The organism is Caballeronia sp. LZ065 (assembly GCF_031450975.1).
Lineage (GTDB): Bacteria > Pseudomonadota > Gammaproteobacteria > Burkholderiales > Burkholderiaceae > Caballeronia.
The window spans coordinates 920,220-935,546 of record NZ_JARUXV010000003.1 but is presented as its reverse complement, the minus strand read 5'-3'; the positions used below and the strand labels follow the sequence as shown (position 1 = coordinate 935,546).

Below are 15,327 nucleotides of genomic sequence, written 5' to 3'. Positions count from 1 at the left end.
ACGCTCAGAGCGAGCGTTGAATTGCCTGGCCGAGCAGGTCGAGGCCGAGGTCGATCTCTTCCTCGCTGACGGTCAGCGGCGGCGCAATGCGGAACACGCCGCCCATGCCCGGCAACTGCACGATGTTCATGCTGAGGCCCAGCTCCATGCACGCACGCGTGATCTTCGCGCCGAGGCCATCGGCGGGTTCCTTGGTGTGCCGGTCCTTGACGATTTCCACGCCGAGCAGCAAGCCGCGTCCGCGCACGTCGCCGATGCAGTCGAAACGCTCCATCAGATCCAGCAGGCCGCCTCTGAGCCGTTCGCTCATCTTGCCCGCGCGCGCGACCAGTCCTTCGTTCTCGACCACGTCGAGCACGCGCAAACCGACCGCGGCGGGCAGCGGATCGGAGACGTGTGTCGTATAGAACAGATAACCGCGTTCGTGCGCGCGTTCCTCGATCTCCGCGGTGGTCAGCACGGCCGCGAGCGGCAGGCCCGCGCCGAGCGTCTTTGAGAGCGTGAGGATGTCGGGCGTGACGCCGTCGCGCTCGCAGGCGAACATCGTGCCGGTGCGGCCGACGCCGGTCTGCGCTTCATCGAGGATCAGCATCATGCCGCGCTCCTCGCACTTGCGTTTGAGCGCCGCCATGTAGCCTTCGGGAAGCTCGATGATGCCGCCCGAACTCAGGATCGGTTCCGCGATGAAAGCGGCGAGATTGCCGCTCGACTGACGGTCGATGAGGTCGAACGCATAGTCGAGTTCGGCGAGGTAGTCGTAATGGCCGTTGCGCTCGAACTGCGGCCGGTAGGTGAAGGGCGCGGGTATCGCGAACGAGCCGACTGCCGCCGGTCCCACGCCCTTGCGGCCCGCGCTGTACGTGGCGGAGGCCGCGTGTCCGGTCATGCCGTGCCACGACTGCGCAAATCCGACCACTTCATAGCCGCCGGTCACGAGCTTCGCCATGCGGATGGCGGCCTCGTTGGATTCGGCGCCGGTGCTCAGCAACAGCGCGCGGTCGAGAGCGCCCGGCGCGACTTCGGCGAGGCGCGTCGCGAGATCGACGACCGGCCGCGACAGCATGCCGCTGAACAGATGGTCCAGCTTGCCCGCGTATTCGTTGATGACCGACACGATCTCCGGATGGCTGTGGCCCAGCACCGAACTCATCTGTCCCGAGGTGAAGTCCAGGATGGCGCGGCCGTCGGCGTCATAGACGAAGCTGCCTTGCGCGCGTTCGATGATCATCGGCTGGAAGGTGGCGCCGTAGCGGATCAGATGATCTTGGGCGTTGCGCCAAAAGCGTGCGTCTTGGTTCAGGGACACGGTGCGTCTCCGGACGGAATGAGAGGAGGGAACCTGCAGTCTAGTGGGCCGCGCGGCGACGGAGAATCGAATAGTTCTAATGTGAGCCAGAAAGGGGGCTAATACCTGTTGCTGGTTTTTGCACGAAGGCACGCATTGTTTCTGCCACGGTTATGATGGCGGGCGGCGCGCCTGGCAGTCATGCATGCGGGCGCTTTCATTCGCGCTTTCAATCGAATAACAATACTTCATCGATGGTGCTGAACCGAACCGCCCGCGCAATCCGTCATTACTTTCTCTCCCTCGCCGCCGTGCTCATGTGTGGCGCGGTCCATGCGCAGAGCAGCGTCACGCTCTACGGCGTGATCGATACCAGTATCGAAGTCACCGATCCCGGTTCCTCCTGGACGCCGCGCATGGATTCAGGCGCGTATCGCGGGTCGCGCTTCGGCGTGCGCGGCTCGGAAGCGCTGAGCAGCGACACGCGCCTGCTGTTCGATCTGGAAAGCGGCTTCAGTTCGGCAGACGGCACCTTCGCCACCGCCAATACGATCTTCAACCGGCAGGCGTGGATCGGTGTCGGCGCGCCGTGGGGCGAACTGCGCATGGGCCGCCAGTATTCGCCGATCTACATTCCGTTCAAGGGCGGGCTCGACGCGTTCGGCGCGGGCACGATTGCGTCGGGGCTCAACAACCTGTCGAAGATCACGCCTTATACGGACAACGGCATTGCTTATCTGTCGCCCGACATCCACGGCTTCACGACCACCTTGATGCTCGCCTTGCGCGACGCCGGCGACGGCAACGGCCTCGGCGGCTCGTATGAAACCGTTGCGTATCGCAACGGCCCGTTCCGGGTCTCGTATGCGCATCAGCAGACCAACGGCAGCGGCGCGTTGCGCTCGAATCTCGGCGGCGTGTCGTATCGCTTCGGCCATGCGACGGCCTTCGTCGCGTACTTCAACGGCGACGGCGGCACGCCGCGCTATCACGACGACGGCGTGTCGGTGTCGATGCGCTATGCGTTCTCACCGCGCCTGCGCGCATCGCTGGGCTACGCGTTCGCGCGCGACCGCTCGGGCGGCGACAACGATGCGGACCAGTTCAGCGTCGCGTGCGAATACGATGTCTCGCCGGCGTTGTTGCTATATGCGAGCGGCGCGCTGCTGCGCAATCGAAGTGACGCGACCTTCACGTTGCGCGGCGTGAACGTGGTCGGCTTGCCGGCGGCTTATCCCGGTGCGCCGATACGTGGCGTGCAACTGGGCATGATCGAGCGCTTCTGACGCACGCACTCAGAAGCGATGCAGCAAGCCGATGCGCAAGGCCACTTGCGAACTGGCCGCTGTGCCTGACGTGCCGATGAAACTCGTGCTCGAACCGATCTGCGCCTGCACGGGCACCTCGTGTCCGTCGATCTCGTTGCTGCCGGACGCTTTCTGCCAGACGGCGAGCAGGTAGACATCGGTGCGTTTCGACAGCGTGTAATCCACGACGCTTGTCACCTGATGCCACTTGCCGCCATACAGTCCGCTGAGTTTTGAAAAGGTATAGCCCAGGCCCGCGCTGAGCGCCGTGTCGACGCGATAGCGGGCGCCGATCTCAAAGTTGTTCAGCGTCGAACTGCGCGCGTCGACCGGTGTGAGTTGCGTATGGGTCCACAGGCCCCATAGCTTTGCGCTGCCCATGTTATAGCTCGTGCCCACGCCCACGGTCCGCAAGCGGCTGAGCGTCCCCAGTTCGATGTTGGCGACCGCCGATGGAAACGCGGGCAGTGCGCTGCCGGGAAAGCGGATATCGGTGAAGGCAGCGCCGATCGAGAACGGCCCCGCCGCGTATTTCGCGCCGAAGCTCATCGTTTGTGAAGAGCCGGGAGCGGGCGACCCCGCGAAGGCGCCCGCTTCATTGGAGAAGCCATACAAGGCGCCGAACGAGAAGCCGCCGAAGTCGTCGCTGGTGAAGCGCACGGCATTGTTGATGCGGCTCAGGTTCAGCTGATCGAGATCGTTGATGTGATACGCGTAGTTGCCCGCGGAGGTCAGATGGCCCATCGCGTAGTCGTGCAGGATGTCGCGCGACAGCGAATACTGGCGCCCCAGCGTCACCGAACCGACGCCATGCCGCTCCAGTCCCGCCCACGCCTGCCGGCCGAATTCGGCGCCGCCCTGCGCGAGCGTGCCGTCGCCGGTGCTGAAACCTTCTTCGAGCGTGAAGACGGCATCGAGCTTATCGGCGAGCGCTTCCGTGCCGCGCAGCCCGATGCGGTTGCCCTGCGCGACGCCATCGCCATGGCGCAGCAGCGCGCTGCTGCCGCTCGCTGAAGCGACGTGGTTCGCATAGGTGATGCCGGTATCCAGCACGCCGTATAGCGTGACGCTGCCCTGCGCCTGCGCGATGCCGCCGGCGAGACTCAACGCGAGGGCAGGGACGGCTCGGGTCAGCATGGCATCGGTCGGTGCGATCGAGTGCCCGGACATCGAACGCATGAAGGCATGCGCTCGCGTGCGTCATCTGGTCAGTTTCGCCGCGCCAGGCTGTTCGACGCAAGCATGCACGTGCGATGCCGCAGCCCATGCATGACCGTTCGATCCCGCATCATCCTGCAAACCGGAAACGCGCCGTTGCGACTCAGGCCTGACCAGCGCGGCGCATCTGTTCGGCGAGTTCGTCGTGGTCCCGCGCGGCGAGTGCGTCGGCGGCGCCATCGCGATCGCGCGCTTCCTTGTTCTGACTGAGCTTGGACTTGCCCACCAGCGAGGTCAGCGCAATCTCGATCCCGACGATGTTGCGCAGCATGCCCTCGATGAAATCGGCCGGCGCGTCGCCCATCTTCCACGGTGCGGGTTCGTTCGCTTCATGACGGCGCGTCAGCCGCGCCACGATGCCGCGCAGGAAGCGTTCGTCGTCGCGAATGGTGAGCGTGCCGTGCGCATGAACGACTTCGTAGTTCCACGTCGGCACTTGCTTGTGCGCCTCGTGCTTGCTCGGATACCAGTTCGGCGAAATGTACGCCTGCGCGCCCCGGAAGACGACCATGACCGGCGTGCCGGTGGGACAGCGCTGCCAGATGTCGTTGGCGCGCGCGACGTGCGCCGTCAGCAGTCCATGCGTGCCGATGTCCGGATCGAACTCGAAGGGAATGTGGTTCGCGTCCAGCCCGGCCGCGTCATGCGTGACGAGCGTGCCGAGCGGATGCGCATGGATGATGCGATGCAGTTCGTCGGGACGCGTGACGGCGAAGTGCGGCGGAATGTACATCGTGAAACCTCGAACGGGACGGGAGCGGAAGACGACACTCTCGCGTGAAACAGGCACAATGAGAAGATCCAGTTTGAGGGAATTCGCATGGGCCAGTTGGGCGTACCGGGCGCCGGAACCAGCCGGCGCATCTACGACATGCTGCGTGCCCAGATGGCCGACGGCACCTTGCCCGCGGGCGCCCGCCTGCCTTCGACCCGCACGCTGGCGGCGGACCTGGCGGTCTCGCGCACCACCGTGACCGCCGTCTACGAGCAACTCGCGGCCGAAGGCTTCCTGCTCACGTCGGCGGGACGCGCGGCGCGGGTCGCGAGTCCGCCCGTTGCGCCGGCCGTGACGGGGGTGAAGCGTTCGTCAGTGCGTCCGCCGGTGTTGTCAGACTTCGGGCGGCGCGTGGCCGGCATCGCGACGCCGCCGCTGCCGCTTCCCGCACCGGGCGGCATTCACTTCCTGTACGGCGCGGTGGCTGCGCGCGAGTTTCCGGCGCAGCTCTGGCGGCGCGCCTGGCAAGCCGAGTTGCTGCGCCAGCAGGACAGTCTCTACTACGTGCCGCCCGAAGGCGACGCCGCGCTGCGCCGCGCGTTGCAGACGTATCTGCGGCGCGCGCGCGGACTGGTCTGCGACGCCGAACGCATTCTGATCGTGAGCGGCGCGCAACAGGGCATCGACTTGTGCGCGCGGCTGCTGCTCGATCCCGGCGATGCCTTCGCCTTCGAGGATCCCGGCTATCTGATCGCGCGTCACAGTTTCGAAGCGGCTGGCGGGCGGCTCTCGCCGGTGCCCGTCGATGACGCCGGCCTCGACACGCGCCGCTTGCCCGCAGGCGGTGCGCGGCTGGTCTACGTGACGCCGTCGCATCAGTTTCCGCTTGGCGGGGTGCTGCCGGTGGGGCGGCGTCTCGGCCTGCTGCAATGGGCGCAGGCACACGAAGCGTGGGTGATCGAAGACGACTATGACGGCGAATTCCGCTACGGCCAGCGTCCGATCGACGCGCTCCAGTCCATCGATTCGAGCGGCCGCGTGATCTACATCGGCACGTTCTCGAAGGCGCTGTCGCCGCATCTGCGGCTCGGCTATCTGGTGCTGCCGGATGCGCTGGTTCAGGTGTTCCGTCAGGCCAAGCGTCTGAGCGACCGCCACGCGTCGGTGCTCGAACAGCGCGTGCTGGCGTCGTTGATCGAAAGCGGCGCGTACGAACGGCATGTGCGCCGCATGCGTCGCGAGTACGAGCGGCGGCGCGCCGCGCTGCTGGACGCCATTGCCGCGTCCTTGCCCGCCGACGCGCGCGTGGCGGGCACCGCGGCCGGCCTGCATGTGCTGCTGTGGCTGCCCTCGCTGCGGCCCGATGACGAACCTGCGCTGGTCGCTGCGGCGCTCGAGGCGGGCGTCGGCGTCTATCCGGTGTCGCCGCTCTTCGCGAGTGCGCGTCGCGCGGCATCGGTCCGTGTCGCGGGGTTGATCCTCGGCTATGCAAGCCTGACCGTGGACCAGATCCGCCGGGGCATCGCGACGCTGGGGCGCGTCGTGAAGGTGTTCGAAGCGCGCTGAATACAAAAGGCAAAAGGCAAAAGGCAAAAAACCAAAAACAAAAAGGAGAAGGACGCGTGAGCGCCTTCTCCTCGTGTGCTGCCCGGCGATGCTTACAGCTTCATGCCGCCCAGTGCGCTGCCCACGGCGGTGAGTTGCTTCGTGACGTTGGTCAGATCGACGTCGGTGTGGGTCGAGGCATCGACTTGCGTGACGGGAGCCACGTTGGTCTGCGGGCTCGCGAACGACACGCCGCCCATCTGCGCATTGGCGTTGATGCCGTTGTTCTGGAAGATGGTGCCGCTCTGGAAAATGGTGCCGCCAACGATGGCGCCCATTTCGGCACGGTCGAGGTCCTTGGTCACGGCGAGGTTGTCGATCTTCAGCATGATGAGTCTCCTGGGTGGTTCGGTGGGTTGGTTGAGCACCAATCGTTGCGCTCGCACCTACTTATGCGAGAGGTGTGCCAGGGCAGCATGCAGGCCGCGATAAATCCCGTCAGAGCCTTGTGCTGCAAGCCTGAGCGGACTTTCATCGGGGCTGGGAGGCCATTTCGACGGGCACCGGGCTGTCTGCGTCGTGGAAACTGTAGAGCGCCAGGTGTCAGCAGCGGACCAACGGTTGCCGGAATGGCTGCCGCGCGTCCGTTCGATGTCGTCGAACTGGCGATTCATCCGTCGCGCTCTAGTCCGGCCGACATGCCGGGACTATGCTTCGAACCGTTCAGCCGCTTTGTTCAACGATTCGAAATCCGAAGGGATCGAATCGAGGCACAGGCGTCATCGACCATCAACATCTTCAACAGTGGCTGTCATGAATAGAGCAGTGGCGATAACGGTTTCGATCCTCGTAGCGGGGTCGATGTTATCGATGTTGGCGTTTGCCGGGACATCGCAAATAGGCCGTGACCTGATACAGACGACTTTCGATGACTACGCGGATTGCGTCGTCGACGCGGCACGCGGGCATCGCGCGGCAATCCATCTGGTCCCGTTGCAGAGACGCCGTCATGGCATCGCGGGTTCCGCCTAGAAGACGGGCGTGCCGGGTGCGAGCCGCCGCAGCTACCCAAGCTCGCTCTTCGCGTCCATGCCCTTGTTCTTCAGGATGCGGTCATGCGCAATCGAGTTGGAGCATGAACTGCTTTCTCGGTGAACAGGGACGGCGACGTCTGCCAGCGTGGACCGCGTGGTCAGCGTTCGTCGCGGCGCTGAGCCTGGCGGGCAGCGTTGACTACGCGGGCATCGGCAGCGACAAACAGATCGCGCCGCCCGCGCACTGGGAAACCGGTGCAAGCCTGCCCGCCGAGCGCGGCGCGGGGCCCGCGATGGACCGGGCTTCGCAATCGCGTACACCATGCGCTCGTTCTTCCATGTCCAGTTGAGCGGGGACCACATCGTGCTGCCCACGCTGCTGCAGGGCATTCCGAAGGCGCTGTTCTTCGCGCCGCTGACGATCACCGCCTCTCCACTTTCGCGTGCATATTGGGCGGCGGCATCGGCACATCGTTGGCGAGCGTCGTGTGGAACGACCGCACGATCCTGTATCACGCCATCCTGGCCCGGCAATCCAGCCCAAGCAGCCCGATCGGGCTATCACTCGCTGCTGAACACGGCGCAGACGCAAGCAGCAATGCCCGTCCTCGACGACGTGTTCCACTGCGCAGCCATCGTCACGATTACGATCATCCCGCTGATCTGGATCACGAAGCCGGACAAACCGGGTGATACGACGGTCATCGCGCACTGAGGCACGGCGTGCTTTGATCAGACCTGAAAGCGCGCTGCCGAAGCGGTCCTTCCTGCAAGAAGGCGTGCAAGTCCGACTTTCATCCTGCAAGGCGCCGACTAGAATGTTTCGAGGCGCGCCTGGATGAAACGGCGCTTCCCATCGTGCCCGAACATGACCTCGGGCATGACCTCAAGCGTGGCCTCAAGGACAGGAGCTCGACAATGAAACTGATTCAGATGCTCAGGCTGGCAGGCGTGGCAGTGGTGCTCGTTTCATCCGTCAGCGCGTGGTCGCAGACCAGCGATTCCGGCTCGGCCGCGGGTCAGTCCGGTACGCCTTCGGCAAGCGCGGGCACGTCGAAGAAGGCGGTGCGCAAGGCCAATCGTGCGCTTAGCAGGCAAGTGACACAGGCGCTTCAGAAGGGCGGAGTGGATGTGGTCGGCATGAACGTGATTGCAAAGAACGGCGCCATCACGCTGGCCGGTTATGCGCAGGATGCGACCCAGATCGATCGGGCCACGTCGATTGCCAAGGGCGTGAGCGGCGTGCGCTCGGTGAAGAATGCGCTGACGATCCAGGAAGGCGGGCAATGAGCCGGTAAAGCCGGAGGGGAGAAGGAGACAGTTGTCTGGTTCCTTCTCCCCGCGTGACGTCCCGCCTTACAGCGCGATGCCGCCGATCAGGCTGCCCACCGCATTGACCGACTTCGTGATGCTCTTCACGTCGAGGTCCGTGTGCGTGGACGCATCCACTTGCGTGACCGGTGCGACGTTGGTCTGCGGGCTGCCGAAGGACACGCCGCCGATTTGCGCGTTGGCGTTGATGGCGTTGTTCTGGAACACGCTGCCGCCGGCGATGGCGCCCATTTCGGCACGGTCCAGTTCCTTGCTGACGGCGAGGTTGTCGATCTTCAACATGATGATGCTCCTTGAGATGAGAGGGGTGTTCAACGGGTGAATCAGAGTTTGACGCCCTGCAGCAGGCTGCCGAGGGAATCGAGCGACTTCGTCACGTTGGTCAGATCGAGCTTGGTGTATTGCGAGGCATCGACCTGGGTCACGGGCGCCACATTGATCTGCGGGCTGGCGAACGAGACGCCGCTTTGATAGTTCGCATTGATGCCGTTGTTCTGCATGATGCTGAAACCACCTGCGATGGCGCGCATTTCGGCACGGTCGAGGTCCTTGTGGACAGCGAGGTTGTCGATCTTCAACATGACGGGTCTCCTGAAGGCGTGATGGGGATGGGACGGATGCGGATCAGAGCGCGATGCCGCCCAGCGCGCTGCCGAGTGCGCCGACAGACTTCGTGATGGACTTCACGTCGAGGTCGAGGTGTTGCGAGGCATCGACTTGCGTGACGGGGGCGACGTTGGTCTGCGGGCTGGCGAAGGACACGCCGGCAGCTTGCAGGTTGGCGTTGATGGCGTTGTTCTGGAACACGCTGCCGCCGACGATGGCGCCCATTTCGGCACGGTCGAGTTCTTTGCTGACGGCGAGGTTGTCGATCTTCAACATGATGAATCTCCTGAATGGCTGGTTGGGTTGGTTGAGCATCATTCGTTGCGCTCGCAGCATCTAATGCGAGAGCCGTGCCAGTCGCGTTGCCGTTGCTCGATACTTTTTATAAGTATCTGATTTTGAATAATTAATTTTGAATTCATTATGCATGCATCGCTGGCCAGGCGTGCATGCGTCACTGCCGAGTGTCGGGTCGGGCGAGACAGCGAACCGATGACCTGTCGCCGCGCGGCGAACACGATGTGCGGCGCGCGGAAGCGCCACAAAAAAAAGCCCGCTTCTGGTAGCGGGCAAATCCTCCGGAGGAGGAAGACGACGTGGCACAAACCACGAAGAGACGCGCTCTTCGTGCAGGCGTGCGGTTCGGCTCTATGAAGTCCCTTCCGCTTTTTTCGGTTTGTCTAAAACGGCTTCCCCTCTTTCACCTCTTTCACCTCTTTCACCTCTCTCACCGCCTTGACGGCAGACGCGCGCGAATACCGCGGCGACGCTCTCAGCAGCGCACGGCCCTCCCAGTACGAAACCAGCTTCCCCAGCGCGCCCGACTCGTTGAGATCGCCGAACGCCTCGATGCGGATCGACTGGTCGATACCGCCCACGCACAGCGGCACGAAGCCGCTCAACGCAATCAGATACGCGACGGCGTCGCCGGCCGCGAGGTCGTCGGCGGCATAGAACAGCACGGCGGGATCGGGCCAGCGGTTGGCGGCCGCGTGCATCGACTCCGGACGGATCGACGCGAACGCCTTGACCAACTTCGTGCCGGGCGGCATCAACGCCGCAAGGATCTGCCCGGCCGATTCATCGTCGGGAAGGATCTTCATGACGCCGCCCTGGCCGTCAGGCGCAATCGGATTCGACGGATCGACCACGATCTTGCCGCGCAACTCCTCGCGATAACGCTCGATCCACTGCGGAATGGCGGCGAAGTGGATGCACGGAATCACGATGTCGGCGCGCCGGATTGCCTCGCTGACCCCGACGGCGTGCGCGCGGCCATTGCATTGCAGCGCGAACGCGCGCGACTTCCTGTGATCGCGATCCGCGATCAGGATGGACTCGCCTGCGAGCGCAAGACTGCGCGACAGGTTAGCGCCGATCTGATCGAGACCGATGATTGCCGTTTTCATGGATTCCCTTGAGTCATGCCGATTGCGCGCGTCGCGCGGACGCTGTTGTTCTTTCTCATACCGCTGCGAAGCCCCCGCCCAGGGCTCCGGCACCGTCGCTGATGCGCAGGTCCTCCACCGTGCCGTGCAGCCGGAGCGGCGCGGCGCCGCGGCCGTGCGTCAGCAGCCCGCCATCGACGGCGATCTTCCGCACGGCCGCTCCGTTGCGAATGCAGAGCGCCGTGGCATCGAGCGTGACCACGACACCCTTCACCATCGACTCGCCCGCGGCTCCATGCGTCTCGACGCCGCGCCGAACCGTCAGCGAGCCGAGCGGACGGCTCACCTGAATGCCGACGGCGCCATCCGCATGGGTGACGATGCGGTCGATATCGGCAAACTGCACGGTCCCGTCATAGTCGCTGAAGCCCCGCGCCCCGAAGCCGAAGGTTTCGATCGTCGCGTGGGTCCGCAACAGGCCGAGCGTGCCGAAGTTGACGAAGCCGGTGGCGCTGGGGCCGTAGGACGTGAGCTTTTCCTCGGCGACCCACGAGCCGACCGTGCCCCAGTTGTCCAGCACCATGTCGTTCGCGCCGTAGGTCGTCACGGGTCCGCGGTTGTGCACGATCTCCACGCAGGCGCCGGAGGAAACGAACACGCCGCCCGCGATGCGATCCGCCGTGCCATGTTCGATGCCGCCATCGCTGTGAATGGCGCCAGTTTCCATGCGGCCGACGATCAGCTGGCCGCCGGCATCGCCCGCGCCGCCGACGAAGATGCCGCTGCCGTTCACGGGCGCGCCGCCGCGCCCCGCGCTGACGGCCTTGAGGTCGGCCGTGATGGTCACGAAATGGTCGTCGTGCTGGTTCCAGATGGTGAAGACGCCCGGTACCACCTCGACGCCATAGCCGCGGTGCCGGGTTCCATGGGCGCGCGTATCGGCCGCGACGATGTCGATGTTTTCCGCCGCGATATGGCCGCTGCGGACATTGTCGCGCGCCAGCAGCTGCACCATGCCGCGCGTGCGGAGATCATGCAGGTCGATGCGCCCGAGGCGCATCACGCTCGTGTCGTTATGAATGGCGCGCCGGTCCGCATCGGCATTCAGCTCGATGCGCGCGACGCAATTGTCTGTGGTCAGCTGCACGCCGTCCTCGCCCTTCGCGAAGTGCAGCTTCACGCGGCCACTGGCGCCGCTCAGCGTCTGGCCGGGCAGCAAGCGGAAGCCCGGCATGTCCGCGATGTCGGCGGTGACGGCGATATGGTGAACTTCCGCGTTCGATACGGCCTCGAGCAAGCCGGTCAAGGTCGATACGCTGCGCTCGCTTGCGCTCATGAGTCTGGTCCGTGACGAAATTTGTGTCAAAAGTAGTCACAGACGGGATCGCCGCCTAGGGGGCGGCGTGCGAAAGCGGGGTTCGGCGCGTTCGAACTGCGGTGCGGAAGCGGTCAGCGCTTCACTGCCGTTCTCCGCCCGCCAGCGTTTCGATGATGCCCACGAGTTGCGCGCTCATCGGCATGTCGAGGCTGGCGCCTGAAGGCAGGCGCGTCAGGAACCAGCGCGTGTATTGACGCTCGATCTCGCCGTCGGCCGCGAGTTCCTGGAAGGTGTCTTTCACCACTTGCGCGAGCTGCGGATCGTCCTTGCGGAACATGATGCCGTAGGGTTCATACGACAGATAATCGCCCGCCACGCGGTATGCGCCGCCGTTGCCGGCGTTTGCGGCGATCAGTCCGTAGAGCAGGACGTCGTCGGTGGCGAAGGCATCGGCCTGGCCGTCCGCTACCTGCGCGAAGCCCTGCGCGTGATCGGGCACGACCTGGATATGAATGCCGAGCTGGAACTTCTTGTCCAGTTCGCGCAGCGCCGCTTCGTTGGTGGTGCCGGACGTCACCGCGACGCGCTTGCCTGCGAGATCGCGGAACGAGTTCATCGGCGCATCCTTGCGGACCATCACCTTGGTGCCGGCGACGAAGATGACCGGCGAAAAGGCCACGCGCTTCTGGCGCGCGAGATTGCTGGTGGTCGAGCCGCATTCGAGGTCCACCTTGCCGCTGGCGACGGCATCGATGCGCGTGTCGGGCGTGACCGGCACCCAGCGGATCGTCAAGGTGCGGTGAATGGACGTTTCGATGGCCGCAACGAGCGACTTGCACAGTTCGATGGAATAACCGATGGGCGCGCGGCGCGCATCGAGATACGAGAACGGCACCGACGCATCGCGATAGCCGATCGCGATGGTGCCGGAGTCGCGCACCTTCGCGAGCGTGCCGGTCAGCGTGGCGGGCGCGTAGGGATCGTTGACGGGACGCGGGGGCTGCACGTCGTCATCGGCGGCGTAGGCGGTGGTGGCAGCGAAGGACAGCGTGAGCGCAGCCCACGCCACGCCCATCCAGAAGCGCGGCATCTTCATGAGACGCTCCTCTTCAGACCTGTGCGGGATGCGCCAGCGAGGCGTCCTGCTCCGCTTCGATGCGCGCGGCATTGGCGTCCGCGTCCCGCTCCGACAGCAACTCGCCTTCCCACTTCGCCACTACCGCGCTGGCGATGGAATTGCCCACGGCATTGGTCGCGGAGCGGCCCATGTCGAGGAAGGTATCGACGCCCAGGATCAGCAGCAAGCCCGCTTCCGGAATGTTGAACTGATTGAGCGTCGCGGCGATCACGACCAGCGACGCGCGCGGCACGCCCGCCATGCCCTTCGACGTCAGCATCAGGATCAGCAGCATGGTGAGCTGCGTGGTCAGCGAGAGATGGATGTTGTAGGCCTGCGCGATGAACAACGACGCGAAGGTGCAGTACATCATCGAGCCGTCGAGATTGAACGAGTAGCCCATCGGCATGACGAAGCTCGAGATCTTGCGGCGCACGCCGAAGCGGTCCAGCGCGTCGAGAATCTTCGGATAGGCGGCTTCCGAACTTGCCGTCGCGAACGACAGCATGAACGCTTCCTTGATGAGCGAGAGCAGCTTCAGCACGCGCCGCCCCAGGAAGAAGAAGCCCGCGAGCGCGAGCAGCCCCCACAGGATGAACAGGCTCAGATAGAAGTCCGCCATGAAGACGGCGAACTTCATCAGGATGGACAGCCCGTTCACCGCGACGGTCGCGGCCATCGCGGCGAGTACCGCGAGCGGCGCGAGTTTCATCACGTAGCCGGTGATCTTGAGCATCACGTGCGAGAGCTGGTCGATGGCGTCCAGCAGCACCTTGCCTTTCTCGCCGAGTGCGGCGAGCGCGACGCCGAAGAACATCGAGAACACGACGATCTGCAGGATCTCGTTGTTCGCCATCGATTCGGCGAACGAACGCGGCACCATGTGGCCGACGAAGTCCTTCAGCGTGAATTTCGAAGTGGCGAGATTGGCGGATGCACCGATGTCGGGCAGCGGCAGACCGAGGTTATCGCCGGGCCGCAGCAAGTTGGACATCAGCAGGCCGAGCAGCAGCGAGACCAGCGAGGCGGTGACGAACCACGCGAGCGCCTTGGTGAACACGCGTCCGACCGAGGCGGCGTCGCCCATGTGCGCGATGCCCACGACCAGTGTGGAGAAGACGAGTGGACCGATCAGCATCTTGATCAGCCGCAGAAAGACATCGGAGACGAGGGAGATGTAACCGGCAATCTCGGTCGCGGCTTTCTTGTCTGGAAAGCTGGTGAAGACCATATAGCCAAGCCCGATGCCGATAACCATGGCGACCAGGATCCAGACGGCGGACGAACTCTTCTTCATCTCCAAACCTCCATGGTTTGCATGTCAATCAGATTGCATGTCAAATTTCGGATGGAACGGGCGATGCGAGATTTCCGGCACTGCTCAGATTCTACTGCGGCTTTTTAATGGCGTCGCTTGCGAAAAAAAAGTGGAATGCAGGTGAGTCCGGGCGAACTTCAGCCGCCGCACGCATGGATCAGGAACTGCTGCAATGCGGTAGCGGGGCCGCTCAGCGCGGCGCCCTTGCGCCAGATCATGCCGGCTTCCATGTGGGGAATCACGTCGTGCACGGGGCGCGCCTCGATGCGCTTGCCCTCCAGCGACCATGGCCGGAACACCATGTCGGACAGCACCGTGACGCCGAAGCCATGGGCCACGAGTCCGCGCAGCGCTTCCATCGAACTCGTGCGGAAGGCGACCGCCGGCTCGATGCGCTTCTTGCGCCAGTAACGCATCGTGGAGTGCTCGCCTTCGTCGACGGTGATCATGATGTACGGATGCGCGGCGATGTCCTTGAGCGACACCGCCTCCTGCTGCGCCAGCGGATGCGAAGGCGCGACCCACAACTGCCGGCGCGAGCGCATCAGCACCTGCGTGTGAAAGCGGCTGGCGCGTTGCAGATTGGAGAGCAGCACGACGCCGATATCGATCTCCCCGTTCGCCACCGCGGTTTCGATGTCGGCCCGCTCCATGTCGCGGAGATCGAACTCGATGAACGGATAGGTCGCGCGAAAACGCGCCAGCAATTCCGGCAGGAAGTAGCCAAGCAGCGTATACGAGGCCGCGATGCGCGCGACGCCGCGCATGTCGTGCGAACGGAATGGCGGCTTGTGCATGGCGTCGCGGGCGGCGTCGAGCACGCGGCGGGCGTGATTGTGGAAGTCCTGACCGTCGGGCGTCAGCGCGACGCCTTGCGGCAGGCGTTCGAACAGCTTCGTGCCGAGCGCGTCTTCGAGCGCCTGCACCGCGTGGGTGATCGCCGATTGCGACACGTGCTGGTTGGCGGCCGCCATCGAGAATTGGCCGGTTTGCGCGGCGGCCACGAAATAGCGCAATTGGCGCAGGGTGAGGTCGAACGTCATCTGATTTTCAGATACCAGAGTTGTTTATTCATGATTTTACGATAACGAGGCCGCTTCCTATACTCGGGAAAAATCAAAAATCCCGAGAATCTGGAGACGAA

The 15,327-nt window shown here is 64.3% G+C and carries 17 protein-coding genes; 5 read left to right on the top strand and 12 right to left on the bottom strand.

Features of this window, described 5'->3' with window-relative positions:
- Positions 1–4 precede the first annotated feature (4 nt).
- Positions 5–1,306: an aspartate aminotransferase family protein gene (locus tag QCE63_RS24235; protein WP_309836555.1), complete on the bottom strand. Its 1,302-nt coding sequence runs from the start codon at positions 1,304–1,306 to the stop codon at positions 5–7.
- Between the two features lie 233 nt (positions 1,307–1,539).
- On the opposite strand from QCE63_RS24235, the gene QCE63_RS24230 reads away from it, so the two are divergent.
- Complete coding sequence (locus QCE63_RS24230; protein WP_404990173.1) at positions 1,540–2,571, top strand: porin; 1,032 nt, start codon at positions 1,540–1,542, stop codon at positions 2,569–2,571.
- 9 nt (positions 2,572–2,580) lie between these two features.
- Here the strand turns inward: QCE63_RS24230 and QCE63_RS24225 are convergent, their stop codons facing one another.
- Positions 2,581–3,729, bottom strand: a complete 1,149-nt coding sequence (locus QCE63_RS24225) for a porin (protein ID WP_309836554.1) — start codon at positions 3,727–3,729, stop codon at positions 2,581–2,583.
- A 184-nt stretch (positions 3,730–3,913) separates the two neighbouring features.
- Complete coding sequence (locus QCE63_RS24220) at positions 3,914–4,543, bottom strand: FMN-binding negative transcriptional regulator (RefSeq protein WP_309836553.1); 630 nt, start codon at positions 4,541–4,543, stop codon at positions 3,914–3,916.
- An 87-nt stretch (positions 4,544–4,630) separates the two neighbouring features.
- Between QCE63_RS24220 and QCE63_RS24215 the strand changes: the two genes are divergently transcribed.
- Positions 4,631–6,091, top strand: coding sequence for a PLP-dependent aminotransferase family protein (locus tag QCE63_RS24215; RefSeq protein WP_309836552.1), 1,461 nt, complete (start codon positions 4,631–4,633; stop codon positions 6,089–6,091).
- A gap of 92 nt (positions 6,092–6,183) precedes the next feature.
- Here QCE63_RS24215 and QCE63_RS24210 read toward each other — a convergent pair whose 3' ends face one another.
- On the bottom strand, positions 6,184–6,459 hold the full coding sequence (locus tag QCE63_RS24210) for a hypothetical protein (RefSeq protein ID WP_309836551.1): 276 nt from the start codon (positions 6,457–6,459) through the stop codon (positions 6,184–6,186).
- 746 nt (positions 6,460–7,205) lie between these two features.
- On the opposite strand from QCE63_RS24210, the gene QCE63_RS24205 reads away from it, so the two are divergent.
- The 3 genes from QCE63_RS24205 to QCE63_RS24195 all read left to right on the top strand — a co-directional run bounded on the left by QCE63_RS24205 (position 7,206) and on the right by QCE63_RS24195 (position 8,394).
- Complete coding sequence (locus QCE63_RS24205) at positions 7,206–7,454, top strand: hypothetical protein (protein ID WP_309836550.1); 249 nt, start codon at positions 7,206–7,208, stop codon at positions 7,452–7,454.
- Positions 7,427–7,819 (top strand): hypothetical protein, encoded by a 393-nt coding sequence (locus tag QCE63_RS24200; protein WP_309836549.1) that lies wholly within the window; start codon positions 7,427–7,429, stop codon positions 7,817–7,819. The genes QCE63_RS24205 and QCE63_RS24200 overlap by 28 nt, the downstream gene beginning before the upstream one ends.
- Positions 7,820–8,022: 203 nt before the next feature.
- On the top strand, positions 8,023–8,394 hold the full coding sequence (locus QCE63_RS24195; RefSeq protein ID WP_309836548.1) for a BON domain-containing protein: 372 nt from the start codon (positions 8,023–8,025) through the stop codon (positions 8,392–8,394).
- Positions 8,395–8,460: 66 nt separating this feature from the next.
- Here the strand turns inward: QCE63_RS24195 and QCE63_RS24190 are convergent, their stop codons facing one another.
- From QCE63_RS24190 to QCE63_RS24155, 8 genes are all read right to left on the bottom strand, one after another.
- Entirely contained in the window at positions 8,461–8,718 is a 258-nt protein-coding gene (locus QCE63_RS24190; RefSeq protein WP_309836547.1) for a hypothetical protein, read from the bottom strand.
- A 41-nt stretch (positions 8,719–8,759) separates the two neighbouring features.
- Positions 8,760–9,017, bottom strand: coding sequence for a hypothetical protein (locus QCE63_RS24185; RefSeq protein ID WP_309836545.1), 258 nt, complete (start codon positions 9,015–9,017; stop codon positions 8,760–8,762).
- 43 nt (positions 9,018–9,060) lie between these two features.
- On the bottom strand, positions 9,061–9,318 hold the full coding sequence (locus QCE63_RS24180; protein ID WP_309817052.1) for a hypothetical protein: 258 nt from the start codon (positions 9,316–9,318) through the stop codon (positions 9,061–9,063).
- 404 nt (positions 9,319–9,722) lie between these two features.
- On the bottom strand, positions 9,723–10,451 hold the full coding sequence (locus QCE63_RS24175; RefSeq protein ID WP_309836544.1) for an NAD(P)-binding domain-containing protein: 729 nt from the start codon (positions 10,449–10,451) through the stop codon (positions 9,723–9,725).
- Between the two features lie 55 nt (positions 10,452–10,506).
- Positions 10,507–11,766, bottom strand: a complete 1,260-nt coding sequence (locus QCE63_RS24170; RefSeq protein ID WP_309836543.1) for a hypothetical protein — start codon at positions 11,764–11,766, stop codon at positions 10,507–10,509.
- A gap of 121 nt (positions 11,767–11,887) precedes the next feature.
- Positions 11,888–12,844, bottom strand: a complete 957-nt coding sequence (locus tag QCE63_RS24165) for an amino acid ABC transporter substrate-binding protein (protein WP_309836542.1) — start codon at positions 12,842–12,844, stop codon at positions 11,888–11,890.
- A 13-nt stretch (positions 12,845–12,857) separates the two neighbouring features.
- Positions 12,858–14,162, bottom strand: a complete 1,305-nt coding sequence (locus QCE63_RS24160) for a dicarboxylate/amino acid:cation symporter (protein ID WP_309836541.1) — start codon at positions 14,160–14,162, stop codon at positions 12,858–12,860.
- 158 nt (positions 14,163–14,320) lie between these two features.
- The gene (locus QCE63_RS24155; protein ID WP_309836539.1) at positions 14,321–15,226 is read right to left on the bottom strand and encodes a LysR family transcriptional regulator; all 906 of its coding nucleotides are present in this window, start codon (positions 15,224–15,226) and stop codon (positions 14,321–14,323) included.
- Positions 15,227–15,327: the final 101 nt, after the last annotated feature.